General features: G+C 72.3%; 15 protein-coding genes. 4 read left to right on the forward strand and 11 right to left on the reverse strand.

Features of this window, described 5'->3' with window-relative positions; translation table 11 throughout:
* Positions 1-76: 76 nt before the first annotated feature.
* From cobT to ACZ607_RS27735, 6 genes are all read right to left on the reverse strand, one after another.
* Complete coding sequence (gene cobT, locus ACZ607_RS27710; protein WP_469738873.1) at positions 77-3,352, reverse strand: nicotinate-nucleotide--dimethylbenzimidazole phosphoribosyltransferase; 3,276 nt, start codon at positions 3,350-3,352, stop codon at positions 77-79.
* Between the two features lie 332 nt (positions 3,353-3,684).
* Positions 3,685-4,899, reverse strand: a complete 1,215-nt coding sequence (cbiE, locus tag ACZ607_RS27715; RefSeq protein WP_469738875.1) for a precorrin-6y C5,15-methyltransferase (decarboxylating) subunit CbiE — start codon at positions 4,897-4,899, stop codon at positions 3,685-3,687.
* 120 nt (positions 4,900-5,019) lie between these two features.
* Positions 5,020-5,658 (reverse strand): GNAT family N-acetyltransferase, encoded by a 639-nt coding sequence (locus tag ACZ607_RS27720; RefSeq protein WP_099176802.1) that lies wholly within the window; start codon positions 5,656-5,658, stop codon positions 5,020-5,022.
* 141 nt (positions 5,659-5,799) lie between these two features.
* Positions 5,800-6,666, reverse strand: coding sequence for a MetQ/NlpA family ABC transporter substrate-binding protein (locus tag ACZ607_RS27725; RefSeq protein ID WP_469738877.1), 867 nt, complete (start codon positions 6,664-6,666; stop codon positions 5,800-5,802).
* A gap of 70 nt (positions 6,667-6,736) precedes the next feature.
* On the reverse strand, positions 6,737-7,408 hold the full coding sequence (locus ACZ607_RS27730; protein ID WP_469738879.1) for a methionine ABC transporter permease: 672 nt from the start codon (positions 7,406-7,408) through the stop codon (positions 6,737-6,739).
* On the reverse strand, positions 7,405-8,475 hold the full coding sequence (locus tag ACZ607_RS27735) for a methionine ABC transporter ATP-binding protein (RefSeq protein WP_469738881.1): 1,071 nt from the start codon (positions 8,473-8,475) through the stop codon (positions 7,405-7,407). Before ACZ607_RS27735 ends, ACZ607_RS27730 begins: the two co-directional genes overlap by 4 nt.
* 585 nt (positions 8,476-9,060) lie before the next feature.
* Here ACZ607_RS27735 and ACZ607_RS27740 point away from each other — a divergent pair.
* Positions 9,061-9,420 (forward strand): hypothetical protein, encoded by a 360-nt coding sequence (locus ACZ607_RS27740; RefSeq protein WP_383889297.1) that lies wholly within the window; start codon positions 9,061-9,063, stop codon positions 9,418-9,420.
* A 2-nt stretch (positions 9,421-9,422) separates the two neighbouring features.
* Complete coding sequence (locus ACZ607_RS27745; RefSeq protein ID WP_469738883.1) at positions 9,423-9,884, forward strand: hypothetical protein; 462 nt, start codon at positions 9,423-9,425, stop codon at positions 9,882-9,884.
* Positions 9,885-9,913: 29 nt separating this feature from the next.
* Here ACZ607_RS27745 and ACZ607_RS27750 read toward each other — a convergent pair whose 3' ends face one another.
* The 3 genes from ACZ607_RS27750 to ACZ607_RS27760 form a co-directional block, all read right to left on the reverse strand.
* On the reverse strand, positions 9,914-10,417 hold the full coding sequence (locus tag ACZ607_RS27750; protein ID WP_469738885.1) for a GNAT family N-acetyltransferase: 504 nt from the start codon (positions 10,415-10,417) through the stop codon (positions 9,914-9,916).
* A gap of 37 nt (positions 10,418-10,454) precedes the next feature.
* The gene (locus ACZ607_RS27755) at positions 10,455-11,039 is read right to left on the reverse strand and encodes a sigma-70 family RNA polymerase sigma factor (RefSeq protein WP_469738887.1); all 585 of its coding nucleotides are present in this window, start codon (positions 11,037-11,039) and stop codon (positions 10,455-10,457) included.
* A 95-nt stretch (positions 11,040-11,134) separates the two neighbouring features.
* Complete coding sequence (locus ACZ607_RS27760; protein ID WP_469738889.1) at positions 11,135-12,310, reverse strand: glycerophosphodiester phosphodiesterase; 1,176 nt, start codon at positions 12,308-12,310, stop codon at positions 11,135-11,137.
* 232 nt (positions 12,311-12,542) lie between these two features.
* On the opposite strand from ACZ607_RS27760, the gene ACZ607_RS27765 reads away from it, so the two are divergent.
* Positions 12,543-13,214 (forward strand): lysophospholipid acyltransferase family protein, encoded by a 672-nt coding sequence (locus ACZ607_RS27765; protein ID WP_469738891.1) that lies wholly within the window; start codon positions 12,543-12,545, stop codon positions 13,212-13,214.
* A gap of 125 nt (positions 13,215-13,339) precedes the next feature.
* On the opposite strand, the gene ACZ607_RS27770 is transcribed toward ACZ607_RS27765, so the two are convergent.
* The gene (locus ACZ607_RS27770) at positions 13,340-14,887 is read right to left on the reverse strand and encodes an MFS transporter (RefSeq protein ID WP_469738893.1); all 1,548 of its coding nucleotides are present in this window, start codon (positions 14,885-14,887) and stop codon (positions 13,340-13,342) included.
* A complete protein-coding gene (locus tag ACZ607_RS27775; protein WP_382986505.1) occupies positions 14,884-15,435 on the reverse strand; it encodes a TetR/AcrR family transcriptional regulator in 552 nt (183 codons plus the stop codon). The genes ACZ607_RS27770 and ACZ607_RS27775 overlap by 4 nt, the downstream gene beginning before the upstream one ends.
* 110 nt (positions 15,436-15,545) lie before the next feature.
* Between ACZ607_RS27775 and ACZ607_RS27780 the strand changes: the two genes are divergently transcribed.
* Positions 15,546-16,046 carry an HAD domain-containing protein gene (locus ACZ607_RS27780; protein WP_469738895.1) on the forward strand — a complete coding sequence of 167 codons (501 nt, stop codon included), beginning with the start codon at positions 15,546-15,548 and terminating at the stop codon, positions 16,044-16,046.
* Positions 16,047-16,067: the final 21 nt, after the last annotated feature.

Below are 16,067 nucleotides of genomic sequence, written 5' to 3' on the forward strand. Positions count from 1 at the left end.
GGGGGGGGTTACCCGCTGGGGGGGGGGCGGGCGGCGCCCCCCGCCCGCCCCCCGCCCCGCCCCACCCCGTGACCGGCTACTTCTCCGTGACGCCTGCCGAGTCGAACGTCGCCACCTCGTGCATCGCGCGGGCGGCGCTCTGCACGATGGGGAGCGCCAGCAGGGCGCCTGTGCCCTCGCCGAGGCGGAGGTCGAGGTCGACCAGGGGGCGCAGGCCCAGCTTGTTGAGCGCGGCGACATGGCCGGGCTCCGCGCTGCGGTGGCCCGCGATGCACGCGGCGAGCGCCTCGGGGGCGATCGCCCGGGCGACGAGCGCCGCCGCGCCGGCGCTCACGCCGTCCAGGATCACCGGCGTACGGAGCGAGGCGCCGCCCAGCAGGAAGCCGGCCATGGCGGCGTGCTCCAGGCCGCCGACCGCGGCCAGGACGCCGATCGGGTCGGTCGGGTCGGGCTGGTGCAGGTCCAGGGCGCGGCGTACGACGTCGACCTTGCGGGCGTGCATCTCGTCGTTGATCCCGGTGCCGCGGCCGGTCACCTCCGCGGGGTCCATGCCGGTGTAGACACAGATCAGGGCGGCCGACGCGGTGGTGTTGGCGATGCCCATCTCACCGGTGAGCAGACCCTTGTTGCCCGCCGCGACCAGGTCACGGGCGGTCTCGATGCCCACCTCGATCGCCGCGAGCACCTCTTCACGGGTGAGGGCGGGGCCGGTGGTGAAGTCGGCCGTGCCGGGCCGGACCTTCCGGGGCAGCAGGCCGGGGGTCGGCGGGAGCTCGCAGGCCACGCCGACGTCGACGACGCAGACCTCGGCGCCGACCTGGGCGGCGAAGGCGTTGCAGACGGCGCCGCCACCGAGGAAGTTGGCGACCATCTGGCCGGTGACCTCCTGCGGCCACGCGGTGACGCCCTGGGCGTGGACCCCGTGGTCCCCGGCGAAGATCGCCACGGCGGCGGGCTCCGGGACGGGCGGCGGGCAGAGCCGGGAGAGTCCGGACAGCTGGGCGGAGATGATCTCCAGCATGCCGAGCGCGCCGGCGGGCTTGGTCATCCGCTTCTGCCGCTCCCACGCCTCGCCGAGCGCCTTGGCGTCCAGCGGGCGGATGCCGGCGATGGTCTCCTGGAGGAGGTTGTGCGGCTCCTCGCCGGGCAGAGCGCGGCGGCCGTACGTCTCCTCGTGGACGACCCAGGACAGCGGGCGGCGCTTGGACCAGCCCGCCTGCATCAGCTCGGGCTCCTCGGGGAACTCGTCGACGTAACCGACGCAGAGGTAGGCGACGACTTCGAGGTGGTCGGGCAGGCCGAGCGCGCGGACCATCTCACGCTCGTCGAAGAAGCTGACCCAGCCGACGCCGAGGCCCTCGGCGCGGGCGGCGAGCCACAGGTTCTCCACGGCGAGCGCGGAGGAGTACGGGGCCATCTGCGGCTGGGTGTGCCGGCCGAGGGTGTGGCGGCCGCCCCGGGTGGGGTCGGCGGTGACGACGATGTTCACGGGGGTGTCGAGGATGGCCTCGATCTTCAGTTCCTTGAACTGCTTGGCCCGGGCCTTCGGCAGCGACTTGGCGTAGGCCTCGCGCTGGCGCTGGGCCAGTTCGTGCATGGAGCGGCGGGTCTCCGCGGAGCGGATGACGACGAAGTCCCAGGGCTGCGAGTGGCCGACGCTGGGTGCGGTGTGCGCGGCCTCCAGGACGCGGAGGAGGACCTCGTGCGGGATGGGGTCGCTGCGGAAGCCGTTGCGGATGTCGCGCCGTTCCCGCATGACGCGCAGGACGGCCTCGCGCTCGGCGTCCCCGTAGCCGGGGGCGGGCGGGGAGGCGGGGGCCGCTTCGGTGGCCTCGTCGCCCTCCACGGCCTCGGGCAGCTCCGTGACGACTGCTTCGGTCGCGGCGGCTCCGGGCTGTTCCGTCGCCTCGCCGGCCGGGACCTCCTGAGGGGCCTCGTCGGCGGGGGCCGGGGCGGCTGCCGGGGGCTCGGCGAACGCGGGCTCGGCCTCCGGGGTCTCGATGATCTCGGGCCCGGTGCCGGGCTCGGGGTCGGCGTCGAGCTGGACCTCGGGCTCGGTGAGGATCTGGGGCCCGGCCTGCGGTACGACGAGGAGCTCGGGCGCCGGCTCGGGCGCCGCGACGGGCTCGGGCAGGATCTCGGGCTGCTGGACGGTCTCCGGCGCCGGAACCTCCTGGGCCTCGGGCGCCACGGGCTCCGGAGCGGGCTCGGCGGCCTGCTCGGGCTCGGCGGCGGGGGCGGCCGCTTCGGTCACGGCTGCCTCGGCCACGGGGGTCGGGGCGAGGTGGGGAGCCGTCGGTACGGATCCCTCCACGGGGACGAACGATCCGGCCGGCTCGGCCGGGGCGGCGGCCTCGACGGGCGGTGCGACGGCCGTCTCCACGGGGGCGTCGGCCTGGACGGGCTCGGGGACCTCGGCCACGACCTCGGCGGGGCGCACCTCGGCCGCCTCCGGCGCCGGCTCCACGGGAGCCTCCGGCGTCACGGGAGCCTCCGGTGCCACGGCTGCCACCGGCTCCGGGGCGACCGTTTCTGCGGGTGCGACGGGCGGGGCGGGCGCTACGTCCGGAGCGGGCGCGGCGTCCGGGGCGGCCGGGGCATCCGGGGCGGGCGCGACGGGTGCGGCTGCCTCGACGGGTGCGGCGAGTTCCTCGGGGGCGAGCTGTTCGGCGGGCGCCTCGGGCTGTGCCACCGGCTCGGCCACCACGGCCGGCTCGGGCTCCACCCGCTGGACCTCTGCCACCGGTTCGGGCTCCACCACCGGGGCAGGCTCCACCACCGGCTCGGGCGCGACGACCGGCTCGGGAGCGGCGGCGGGCTCGGGCGCGACGACCGGCTCAGGAGCGGCAACCGGCTCGGGCGCGCCCCACGCGGGCGCGCCCTGGGGCGGGATCTCCCCCAGCTGCGGGCCCGGCAGCAGGGTCGCGTCGCCGGCCGGGACCTCGAAGTACTCGGGTCCCACCGTCGGCGGTCCCGCGTGCCGTACGGGCATCGGGTTCTGCGGGCCGGCGGGCCCCCGGTCCGCGAGCGACCGGACCACTCCGCCGGTGGGCGAACCCCCGTAGGAGGGTGCCTCGGTGGACGCGGGGCCGCGGTGCAGCGGGCGCCGGGCGGGCGCGGCCGCCGCCGGCACCTGTACGGGCGCGTGGGCCGGGACCTGCTCCGGCTGGGCGGCCGGAGCATCGCTCCACGCGCCCTGGGAGGCGGGCATCAGAAGGAGGTCGTCGTCCTCGGACGTGTGCTCGGAGGGTTCGAGGTAGGTGTAGGCGTCCTGGGCGGGTACGCCCGGCTGCTCCACCATGCCTGCGTTCTCCGGCAGTCCCTCGCCCGGGATCTGGCCGGTGTCAGTCATGCGTACCCCTCGCCCATCGTCAGTGCTCCTTCGCCCTTCGCCCGGGATGCCCGAACCGCGGCACGCCGGTGCTCGTCAACAAGAACGAGCGGGCTCCCCGCGCGGCACGAAACGCGCGCGGAGGTGTACATTCTCGCGGCCGTTCGCCGCCGCGACAGACAGTTCTGCCTCGGCTCGCTGTGGACTGCGCCACGTTGCGCGTCCCCCGGTTGCGCCGTACCACATCGCGGACCAAAACGGTCCACTTTTCCGGACATTGACGAACGAACCGTCGAACAGCCGGGCGCGGTACAACAATCGGTCAGCCTACCTCGCGCTCCCCCGCGCACACCTCAGGGGGCGAGATCGGACCGCACCGCGGAGAGCAGGAACACGACGGACCGTTCGCGTTCGGCCCAGGCCGTGGTGTCCAGTTCGACGGACTGGAGCAGCGAGCACCCGACGGTGTAGCCGTTCTCCGAGAGGGCCGCGCCGAGCGCCTCCGCCTCGTCCCGGTTCGAGGCGTGGGTGACGATACGTTCCGGCCGCCGGTCGGCGACGGCCGTCGCCACGGTCACCCCGCCGCCCCCGATCCGTACGACGTCCGGTTCGGGCAGGCGCTCCAGCACGTGCGGGGCCTCGCCCCTGACGACCTGGACGCCCACCCGGAAGGCGCGGGCGGCGGCGGACGTACGCGCGCAGGCGTCCGGGTCGCGGTCCACGGCGAGCACCGCCGCGCCGAAGCGGGCCGCCTCCACGGCGAGGGCGCCGCTGCCGGAGCCGATGTCCCAGACCAGATCGCCGGTGCGCGGGCCGAGACGGGCGAGCTGGGCCGCGCGCAGTCCGGGGAACTCCCCTTCCCCGGTGTCCCCCGCCCCACCGTACGAGGTGGGGGGCAGGGCCCAGCCCCGGACGTCCTCGGTGCGGCGGCCGGCGATCCAGGGGCCGGTGGCGGCGGTCTCGGGTCCGCCTCCGATGACGATGACGACGTTGGGGTCGCGCCAGGTGTGGTCGGCGGTCTTGTCGGAGGTGAGGACGGTGACCCGCTCGCGTACGGTGCCGAGTTCCTCGCAGATCACGAAGGTGCGGTGGACCCCTTCGAGCAGCAGGGCCAGCTCGGCGGGGCCGGCGCCGGGGGACGTGAGGACGGCCACCTTGTGGTGGGCGCGGATGACGTTGACCGCGCGGCGCAGGGTGCGCGGGTGGGCGACGACGATCTGCGCGTCGTCCCAGGGCATTCCGGCGCGGGCGAAGGCGGTGGCGACGGACGAGACGGCGGGGACGACCTCGACCTCCAGACCGTGTTCGGGCTTGCGCAGGGTGCGTACGACGCCGAAGAAGCCGGGGTCGCCGTCGGCGAGGACCACGGCGCTCCCTCGGTGGCCGGCGATCCTGCGGGCGGCCAGGTCCACGCTGCCGAGGCGGATCCGCTCGGCGCGCTCGGGGACCTCGGGGAGCGCGAGGTGGTGGCCGGCTCCGGCGACGAGGGTGGCGGCCGAGAGTGCTGCGGTGGCCGCGCCGGTCAGGGGGGAGCCGTCCCAGCCGATCACCGTGACCCGGTCGGCCATCGTCGTCAGTCTCCAGGGTGTGAGCAGGCGGGGCGCTCCGCCGGACGGGTCGGAGCAAGGGTGAGCGTATCCGGTCCGTTTCCGCGCTCCGCCGGGGGCTCCCGGCACCCGGGAGGGAGGTCAGTTCCAGTCGTTGTACGTGCCGTAGCCGCCCGCGTCGGCCAGCTGCTCGGCGACGCCCTCCAGGTCCTCGGGCAGGAGGCCCCACACGATGAGGTCGGTCCTGATGTCGGTCCAGCCCCCGTCCTCGGTGGCGGTCCTGGCTATGCGGGCGTTGCGCAGGACTCCCTCGCTGATGCAGCCGAGCTTCTGGGCGACCTGCTGGGAGGCGGTGTTGCCGGCGGGGGTGCGCAGCTCGATGCGTTCGAAGCCCTGGTCGCGGAAGAGCCACTCGGCGAGGGCGAGCACGGACTCGGTGGCGTATCCCTCACCGCGCGCCCAGGGGGCGGTGATGTAGCGGACCTCGGTGGCCAGGGTGCGCCGGTCGGTGTTGAGGAGCCGTACGGAGCCGACGAGGCGCTGGGTGAGGAACTCGGTGACGGCGAAGACGATGCCGTTGCCCTGGGAGCGTTCGGCGGGCGCGATCCTGCGGACCCACCGTTCGGCGTCGACCTGGGTGTAGGGGTGGGGGGCGTCGGTCCAGGCGGTGACCAGCTCGTCGTTCATCATCTCGATGTACGCGGGGACGTCCGCCATGTCGAAGGGGCGCAGCACCAACCTGTCCGTGCTGATGGAGATGGACGGGAAGGTCGTAGTCATGCGCAGCTCCATGCAGAAGACCGTGTAAAGGCACCAGCATGCAGCATCGGGGCGTGGATGCGCATGGCCGGGTCGGCACGGCGGAGCCCCGCACACCCGGTCCGGGTGTGCGGGGCTCGTGACACAAGTCCGTCCGGGAGGTCAGGACTTGGCGGGCTCGCCGAAGGCGGGGACGATGGAACCCTTGTAGGTGTCCTCGATGAACTTCTTGACCTCGTCGGAGTTCAGGAGCTTCGCGAGCTTCTGGACGCGGGGGTCGTCCTCGTTCCCTTCCTTGACGGCCAGGAAGTTGGCGTACGGGTTGTCCTCGGCCTTCTCCAGCGCCAGGGAGTCCTGGGCGGGCTTCAGGTCGGCCTCGATGGCGTAGTTGCCGTTGATGACGGCGGCGTCGACGTCGTCCAGGGCGCGGGGCACGGTGGCGGCCTCCAGCTCCTTGAACTCCAGGCCCTTCTTGTCCGTGATGTCGCTCAGCTTGGCGTTGGTGCCCACGCCGTCCTTGATGGTGATCAGGCCGTTCTCGGCGAGGAGCTGGAGCGCGCGGCCCTCGTTGGTGGTGTCGTTCGGGACGGCGACGGTTTGGCCCGCCTTGATGTCCTTCAGGTCCTTGATCTTCTTGGAGTAGAGACCGAGGGGCTCCAGGTGGACGTTGACGACCGGGACGATGTGGGTCTTGTTCTTCTTGTTGAAGTCGTCCAGGTAGGGCTTGTGCTGGAAGAAGTTGGCGTCGACCTGGCCGTTCTCGGTGGCGGTGTTCGGCAGGACGTAGTCCGTGAACTCCTTGACCTCCAGCTTGAGACCGGCCTTGTCCGCCAGGTTCTTCTTCACGTAGTTGAGGATGTCGGCGTGCGGCGTCGGGGACGCGGCGACGACGAGGGCCTTGGAGGTGTCCGCCTTGGCGCCGGTCTCGCCCTTGCCGGCCGGGTCGGAGTCCGTGCCGCAGGCGCTGAGCCCGATGGCGAGGGCGGCGGTGGCTGCGGCGGCAGCGGTGATCTTGATGTTCTTACGCACGAAGAGTGCCTCTTTCCGGTGGTGGTGGTGCGCCCGGACAAGGAGTTCGGGCTTCAGGGGAGGAGAAGGATCAGGTGGTGGTGCGGCCCCGGCGGGCGAGCAGGCGCCCGGCCACGTCGCCGATCAGCTGGACCACGGTCACGATGACGATGAGCAGCGCGACGGTGATGAGCATGAACTGGTCGTCGAAGCGCTGGAATCCGTAGGTGACGGCCTTGGAGCCGAGCCCTTCGCCGCCGACGGCGCCGGCCATCGCGGAGTAGCCGATGAGCACGATGACGGTGGTGGTGACGCCGGAGACCAGCGAGGGCAGGGCCTGCGGCAGCAGGACCTTGCGGACGATCGTCGGGATGGACCCGCCCATCGACTGGGCGGCCTCGACGAGCCCGTGGTCGACCTCGCGCACCGCCGTCTCGACGAGCCGCGCGAAGAAGGGGATGGCCCCGATGGCGAGCGGCACGATCATCGCGGACGGGCCGATGAAGGTGCCGACGACCCAGGTGGTGAAGGGGATCAGGGCGATCAGCAGGATGATGAAGGGCAGGGAGCGCCCGATGTTCACGATCACGCCGACGATCTTGTTCACGACGGTGTTCTGGAGGAGTCCGCCCTTGTCCGTGAGGACGAGCAGGATGCCGAGCGGCAGTCCGCCGACGACGGTGACGAGCGTGGACCAGAGCACCATGTAGAGGGTGTCGATGGTGCCCTGCGTGAGCAGTGGCTGCATTTCGGACCAGGTCACTTCGCCACCTCCTTGGTGATCGCGGCGGGGGTCTGGGCGGGGACGCCGGTGGTGGCGGCGGGGCCGCCGTCCACGACTTCGGCCTGGAGTCCCTGCTCGCGCAGGAAGCCGATCGGTACGACGTTCTCGTCGAAGGGGCCGGGCAGCTCGATGCGCATGCGGCCGATCTGCTTGCCGCCGACGGTGTCCATCGCGGCGCCCAGGATCGAGATGTCGATGTTGTACGTGCGGGAGAGCTGCGAGATCACCGGCTGGGCGGCGGCCTCACCGTGGAAGGTGACGTCGACGACGGTGGAGCCCGGCCCGGAGGGGGCCCCGCCGACGGGGAACAGCTCGTGGGCCAGTTCGGAGCCGGGGGTGGCCAGCAGTCCGCCGACGGTCCCGGACTCGACGATGCGGCCCTTCCTCATCAGCGCGGCGGAGTCGCAGACGGTCTTGACGACGTCCATCTCGTGCGTGATGAGCAGGACGGTGAGGCCGAGCTCCTGGTTGAGGTCGCGCAGCAACTGGAGGATGGAGCGGGTGGTCTCGGGGTCGAGCGCGGAGGTCGCCTCGTCGGAGAGGAGCACCTTCGGGTCGCCCGCCAGGGCGCGGGCGATGCCGACGCGCTGCTTCTGGCCGCCGGACAGCTGGGCGGGGTAGGCCTTGGCCTTGTCGGCGAGGCCGACGAGGTCGAGGAGTTCGAGTGCCTTGCGGGTGCGTGCCTGTCCGGAGATCCCGAGGATCTCCAGGGGCAGCTCGACGTTGTCCCGGACGGTGCGCGAGTCCAGCAGGTTGAAGTGCTGGAAGACCATGCCGATGCGGCTGCGCGCCCGGCGCAGCTCCTTGCCGGCGCGCCGGCCTCGGCCGGCGAGGGCGGTGAGGTCCTGTCCGGCGACCGTCACGGTGCCCGCCGTGGGGCGTTCGAGGAGGTTGACGCAGCGGATCAGGGAGGACTTGCCGGCGCCGCTCTGTCCGATGACGCCGTAGACCTCGCCTTCGCGGACATGCAGGTCCACGCCGTCCAGGGCGGTGACCTCGCGGCCGCGTGACTGGTAGACCTTCGTGAGGCCCGAAGTGGTGATCACAGGGTTTCCGTCACTGTCGAGTGCGCGGCGCGGTATCCGCCGGGCACGGGGCATTCGTCTGATGGGACTGTTCTCAGTGGTCGACCGGTGGGAGTCCCGTCATGGTCCGGCGCGGCGGAGTCGCCGGGCGCGGGGCATGGGCGGGCCGGCTCGGTCCGTGGGTACGGACGGCACGGGCTCGGTCTCGCTTCGGGGCGCGAGGCTCAGGCGGGGGCCCTCAGAAGGCGCGCATTCGACACATACAACGAGCACCGGGCGTCAGGATCGCCTCGGTCGCAGGGCTGCGGTAGCTCGTCGTGGTCATGCCCCAAGTAAAACAGACGTAACTTCCGGGCGATCCACCATGTCCGAATAGCGGACGGTCGTGGATACGGACCGGCCCGTGCCGGGATCGCCGCGCGCACCGCCCTGACCTGCGAAAACGTCGGTCCTTGCCGTACGTCCAGGGGTGCCGCCGCGATCATGCCGCGGAAGCCCTGTGGTCAAGGCCACGATTCCCGTGACCCCTCTCCGCCGGACGGCCGCCCACCACCGCGCCCCGGGGCCGCACGCGGGGGCGCCGTCCGTCCGTAATACCCTCACTCCATGCTTGACGCCCTGACGGTCGCGGTCGCCGTGACCGCGCTCGCCCTCGCCGCCTGGTGCGGGATCGCCGCCTACCGGGACCAGCCCACGAAGGACTGGCACTTCATCGGCATGGCGGTCGTCTCCGTGCTGGCGCTGGCGCAGCTGCTCGTGGGAATCGTGCAGCTGGCGCGCGGCGAGCGGCCCGAGCAGGGCACGACGATCTTCATCGCCTATCTGATCGGCGCCTTCGCGGCCGTACCGGCCGCGGGTTTCCTGTCGCTGACGGAGCGGACCCGGTGGGGCTCGGTGACGGTGGCGGCCGGTGCGGTCGTGCTCGCCGTCCTCGAAGTGCGGCTCTACGACATCTGGGGAAACTGACCATGAGCGACACCGACCGCACGGGGGCGCCCGCGTCCCCGGCCCCGCAGACGGACGCCCCGCGGCAGAAGCAGCAGTTCGAGCTCGGCACCGGACCGGGGCGGGTACTGGTCTGGTTCTACGGGGTGTTCACCGTCGCCGCCGCGTCCCGCTCGATCGTCCAGATGATCCTGGACTTCGACAAGGCGCCCCTGGCGTACGTCCTGTCGGCCGTGGCCGCCGTCGTGTACGGCTTCATCACCTACTCGCTGGTGCGGGGCGGCGAGAAGGCCCGCCGGGCGGCGCTCGTGTGCTGCGCCGTCGAACTGGCCGGGGTCCTGGTCGTCGGCACCTGGACGCTGGTGAAGCCGTCCGCGTTCCCCGACGCCACGGTGTGGTCGGACTTCGGCATGGGCTACCTGTTCATCCCGGTGATCCTTCCGGTCACCGGGATGATCTGGCTGCGCCGCGCGCGCAACGCCTGAGCGTCACGAGGGCCGTCCGGGCACGCGGTTCAGGCGCTGGTCACATAGGCCGGCGCGGTGGCGTCCTTCTCCAGGAGGACCAGCCGGACACCGTCGCCACCGGTGGTGTTGCCCACCCTGGCGTACCCCGCCTTGCGGTAGAGACGCAGATTGCCCTCGCTGCGCTCCCCCGTGTGCAGACGGAAGCGGGTCGCCGAACGCCCGTCCGCCAGACCGGACTCCGCCGCCCGCAGCAGACGCGTGCCGAGGCCGTGGTTACGGAGCCGGGGGTGGACGCAGAGCTTGCCGATCCGGCCGGCGCCGTCGCCGTCGGTGAAGCCGCGTACGGAGCCGACGACTTCGTCGCCCAGCCGGGCCACGAACACCAGGTCCGTGGCGACTTCGTCCCGCACGGAGTCGAGGCTCTGGACGAGCGGGTCGATCCGGTAGTTGCCGTAGAGCTCCGCCTCGCTCTGGAAGCAGAGGTACTGGAGTCTGAAGATCTGCTCGACGTCCTGTGCCGTCGCCGCCGAGATGGTCACGCTCATGCCCATGTGTGCATGCCTCCCGCTCACCTGGTCCGCCGGTTGTCTACCGCTCCATTCCCCACGGTTCAGGAGCTACAACCTCCGCCGCGAGCATTCTGCGCAGACATCCAAGGCATCGGGAACGCATAGGGCCCAAACTCCCCTGTGACATACCCAACTCCCCTGCGATTTCCCGGTACGTCGGATCGTGGGGAGCCAGCATCGCCTCCAGTAAGCGCGGGCAGCGGCCCGGCAGCCGCCCCACCGCCGTGCGCAGCGCCCGGCGTTCGTCGGCCCCCACCGCGATCCGTTCGGGAGAGCCGGCCCAGTCGCCCGGCGGCCCGCCGAAGGCGTAGGCCCGCTCGCGCCGGCGTCTGCGGCGGGCTCCGCGCACCTCCGCCCGTACGGCGGCGCGGACCCAGCGGGCGGGGTCGGTGGGCACCTCAGGGCCCGGCCTTCGCTCCAGCAGCCTCAGCCAGACCGACTGTTCCAGGTCGGCGGCCTCGACGCCGGCGGCGTGGGCCTCGGCTCCGGCCTCCGCGCGGACCAGCGCCTGCAGGGCGAGCACGACGGCCCGCCAGCCGTCACCCGCCCTCCCGGGGGCGGGGGCGGCCGGAGACACGGCCGGTACATGATCAACAAGAGTCATGCCCCGTCAACGCTCCCCGTGCGCGGCGGGTTGCCGCACACGGGGAGCTCCACCCGACCGGGGCACGAGGGCCGGGCGGCTGACGCGTCCCCGGGTCAGCGCGCGGCGTGGTCGGCCGCCGCGAGCAGGGCGGTGTCCGGGTTGTCGGAGAAGATCCCGTCGATGCCCGTGGCGAAGTACGCCCGGAAGGCGCCGAAGGCGTCGCCGTACGCGTTGGGGTCCGTGCCGCGCCGGAAGTCGGCGGGCAGGAACGTGTTCTCGTTGCGCATCGTGTACGGGTGCAGGACCAGGCCCCGTGCGTGCGCGTCCGCGACCAGGGTCGTGGGGGTGGTCAGCCGTCCCTGGCCGTCCTTGGGGATGATCAGGTCCAGCGTGGGGCCGATGCCCTGGGCGAAGGAGGCGATCCACTTCAGCCCGGCGGGCTTCACGAGGTCGGCGACGGTGCGCGGGTCGCCGGCCTCCACGAAGTCCCAGGGCCGCTCGGCCGGTCCGGACAGCAGGACGACCCGGGGCGTGGCGACGAGCTTCGAGAGCCGTCGCATCGAGTCCGGTTCGAACGACTGGAGGAGCAGCGCCGAGTTCGCCCGGTGCCGGCCGTGGCGGCGCAGCAGCTCGGCGAGCGGCTCCTCCAGGCCGAGCCCGAGGCCCCTGAAGTAGGTGGGGTGCTTGGTCTCGACGTACAGCCAGACGGGCCTGCCGCGCCGGCGGCCCTCCTTGTCCGCCCAGCGCAGGACCTCCTCGAAGGTCGGGATCTCCCAGCGGCCGTCATACAGGGTGTTCTCCTGGCGGTTGCCGGGGATGCGCTCCTGGGCCCTGAGGGTCTTCAGCTCGGCGAGGGTGAAGTCCTCGGTGAACCAGCCGGTGAGGGAGACCCCGTCGACCCGCTTGGTGGTCCTGCGGCTCGCGAACTCGGGGTGCTCGGCGACGTCCGTGGTGGCGGTGATGTCGTTCTCGTGACGGCAGACCAGATGGCCGTCCTTGGTCGGCACGAGGTCCTGCTCGACGATGTGGGCGCCCATGTCGAGGGCCAGCTGGTAGGAGCCGAGGGTGTGCTCGGGGCGGTAGCCGCTGGCGCCGCGGTGGCCGATGACGGTGGGCACGGGCAGGTCCCGGTAACCGCCCTTGCCGCCGTGCCCGTCCGTGGCGACACGCCCGGCGGCGTTCGCCGTGGAGTTCGGTCCGAGGGCCGTCGTACCGAGGGCCGTGGTGCCGAGGACGGCCGCCCCCAGGAGGGTCCGGCGACCCGGCCCGGTCTGCGCGCGCTCTGTCATGAATGCTCCTCGCATGTGATGTCCGGCACCTTCGTGCGAGGCTCGATCGTAGGCAGCTACGCCATCGGAGGGGCGGACCGTGGACGAACATGGCGGAAACACACGTCAACACTGCGTATCCGCGGGGTGAACCCGATGTGCGGAGAGGCGGTACCCGCGAGTATCGTCCTCACCTGCACAGACCCTCGCGAATTCCCGCCCCGGCCGCCCGGCCACGACACCGGAGGATGCGTTGTCCCGACTCACGGTCATCAAGGCAGTGCTCGGACCGATCCTGCGCCTGCTCTTCCGGCCACAGGTGGAGGGTGTCGAAAACATCCCCGGGGACGGTCCGGTGATCCTCGCGGGCAACCATCTGACGTTCATCGACTCGATGATCATGCCGATCTGCTGCGACCGGCCGGTGTTCTACATCGGCAAGGACGAGTACGTCACCGGCAAGGGCTTCAAGGGCCGGCTGATGGCCTGGTTCTTCACCGGCTGCGGCATGATCCCCGTGGACCGGGACGGTGGCCGGGGCGGCGTCGCGGCGCTGATGACGGGCCGTCGCGTGCTGGAGGAGGGCCACGCCTTCGCCATCTACCCCGAAGGCACCCGCTCCCCCGACGGCCGTCTGTACCGGGGCCGTACGGGTATCGCACGGCTGACCCTGATGACGGGCGCGCCGGTCGTGCCGTTCGCGATGATCGGCACCGACAAGCTGCAGCCGGGCGGCGCCGGTCTGCCCCGGCCGGGGAAGGTCACGGTCCGCTTCGGTGAGCCGATGGAGTTCTCGCGGTACGAGGGCATGGACCGCGACCGCTACGTGCTGCGCGCGGTGACGGACTCCGTGATGGCCGAAGTGATGCGGTTGTCCGGTCAGGAGTACGTCGACATGTACGCCACGAAGGCCAAGGCCGCCTGAGCCGTACGGGTGGAATCACGGTGCCCGGCGCGGAAGCGCCGGGCATTCGCGCGTGCGGCGCACACCCGTGGGGCGCACCCGCGCGTGCCGGGCTCCCGCTCCCCAGGCACTCCCCCGCCGGGCGCTCACTCGTCCGGGATGATCCCGTCCTCCAGCCGCTGGCCGCGCAGCAGGAACCACGCCGCCGCGGCCGTCGCGAGCAGGACCACCGCGCCCACCGCCGCCGACACCCGCAGCCCGTTGACGAAGGCCTCCTGGGCCGCGACGACAAGTTCGCTCCCCTGCTGCGCCGGAAGGTGCTCCGCCGTCTCCACGGCCCCGCCCAGCGACTCGTGGGCCGCCGTCGCGGCGGCGGCCGGGATGCCTTCGGGCGTTCCGAAGCCCCGGTAGACGCCCGTGACGATGGATCCGAGCAGCGCGATGCCGAGGGCCGCCCCGAGTTCGTACGCCGTCTCGGACACGGCGGACGCGGAGCCGGCCTGTTCCTTCGGGACGCTGGAGAGGATGACGTCGGAGGTGACGGTGAACGCGAATCCCGCGCCGACGCCCACGACCAGGAGCAGGACCCCGATCAGGGGGTAGCCGGTCTCCTTGTGGATCACCGTGACCACGGCGAGCGACACGCCGATGGCCCCCAGCCCGACGGCGACCACGGACCGTACGGAGTAGCGGCGGGCCACCCTTCCCGCGAGCAGGCCCGCGGTGACTGCGCCGACCGCCGCCGGCAGCTCCGCGAGCCCGGCCTCCAGGGGGCCCCGCCCCTGGACCAGTTGGAGGAACTGGGAGAGGAAGAAGACGATCCCGGACAGGCCGAGGATGGTCAGCAGGTCGGCGAGGACCGCGCCGGAGAACCCCCGGTGGTGGAAGAGCCGCATGTCCAGCAGCGGGGCGGGGAGCTTCAGCTGACGGCGCACGAACCAGGTGAGCGCCAGCAGACCGCCGACGGCCGCCACGACGTTCTCCGCGCTCACGCCGTGCGCGGCGGCCTCCTTGATGGCGTACACGACGCCGACCATGCCGACGAGGGAGAGCGCCACGCTGAGCAGGTCCCAGGGGCCCGGGGCCGGGTTCTTCGACTCGGGGATCATCTTGATGCCCACGGCGACGAGGACGGCCATCACGGGCAGGTTGATCAGGAAGACCGAGCCCCACCAGAAGTGCTCCAGCAGCAGCCCGCCGACGACCGGTCCGACGGCGGCACCGGCCGAGGCCATCGCACCCCAGATGCCGACGGCGAGGCTGCGTTCGCGCGGATCGTGGAAGAGGTTGCGGATCAGGGCCAGGGTGGACGGCATCAGGGTGGCGCCGGCGACACCGAGCAGCGCACGGGCCAGGATCATCATCTCGGGGCTCGACGCGTAGGCGTTGAGCACGGACACCGCGCCGAAGGCGGTGGCGCCGGTCAGCAGCAGCTTCTTGCGGCCGATGCGGTCGCCGAGGCTGCCCATGGAGACCAGGAGTCCGGCGATGACGAAGGAGTAGACGTCGCCGATCCAGAGCAGCTGGGTGCCGGTCGGTTCGAGGTCCTCGCTGAGGAACGGGGTCGCCAGGCCGAGGACGGTGGCGTCGACGGCGACCAGCAGCACGGCCAGGACGAGGACGGTGAGGGCGATCCACCGCCCCGGGTGGTGCGTGTCGCCCGTGACGCCCGCCCTCGAAAAGGTGCTGCTCATTTCTCCACGCTCCGGCGTGCTCCGCCCAGGAGCAACTCGACGATCATGTACGGGAAGTCCTGTGCGGCCACCCGGCCGGTCTGCACGGACCACGCGCAGCTGCCGATCAGTCCGTACAGCGCCTCGGTCAGCCAGGCCGGGGTGAGGTCGATCCTGAACTCGCCGCGCTCCTGGCCCCGGCGGAAGAACGCCGAGACGCGGGCGTCGAGCCTGCTCCAGCCCTCGTTGACGTCGTCGCCCTCGAAGAGCTGGTTCTCGGTGACGAGGAAGGACAGCAGCCCGGCGCTCGGCTCGACGGCCGCGATCAGCCGCCGGAGTCCGTCCTCGGCGGTGCCCTCGTCGAGCGCGGCGGAGTCCAGGGCCGCTTCGAACTCCCGGATCCCGAGGTCCTCCAGGGCGCCGACCAGGGCGTCCCGCCCGGCGAAATGCCGGTGCAGGGTGGCGCGGCCGATGCCTGCGGCCCGGGCGACCTCGTCCATGGTCGCGGTGGATTTACGGGTCAGCAGGGCGGCGGCGCTGCGCAGCACCTGCTCACGGTCGAGAGTCATGAGACGACACTAACTCACATGAGACATGAACGTCCCACTCCGCCGCCCGGGCGGGGCGACGGCCGGAAAGGGTCCGCCGGTGCCGGCCGGTCCGGGGGCACCATGGCGCCATGAAGCCGCTGCTGCTGATCGACATCGACGGTCCGCTCAACCCGTATGCGGCGCTGGCCGGCCGCACCCTCCCGGAGGGCTACGAGCTCCACCGGATGCGGCCGACGGGGTGGACGACCGGGGCGGCCCTGCCCGTCCTGCTCAGCCCCGGCCACGGCGACGAGCTGCTGGCCCTCGCCGGGCGGTACGAACTCGTCTGGGCCACCACCTGGAAGGACGAGGCGAACGAGTGGGTCGGCCCGCGCATCGGGCTGCCCCCGTTGCCGTACATCGACTGGCCCGCGATGCACACGGTCACGGCGGACGGGACGTACTGGAAGACGCGCCACATCGTCGACTACGCGGACGGCAGGCCGTTCGCCTGGATCGACGACGAGATCACCGCTCCCGACACAGCCTGGGTCGCCGCGCACCACCCGGGCCGGGCCCTGCTGCGGAGGGTCGACCCCTGGGTGGGGCTGGTGCGGGAGGACTTCGAGGCGCTCGCCGACTGGGCGTGAGCACGCGCCGGGCCGCGCCCC

It is taken from the genome of Streptomyces sp. NPDC104381, from assembly GCF_055583745.1.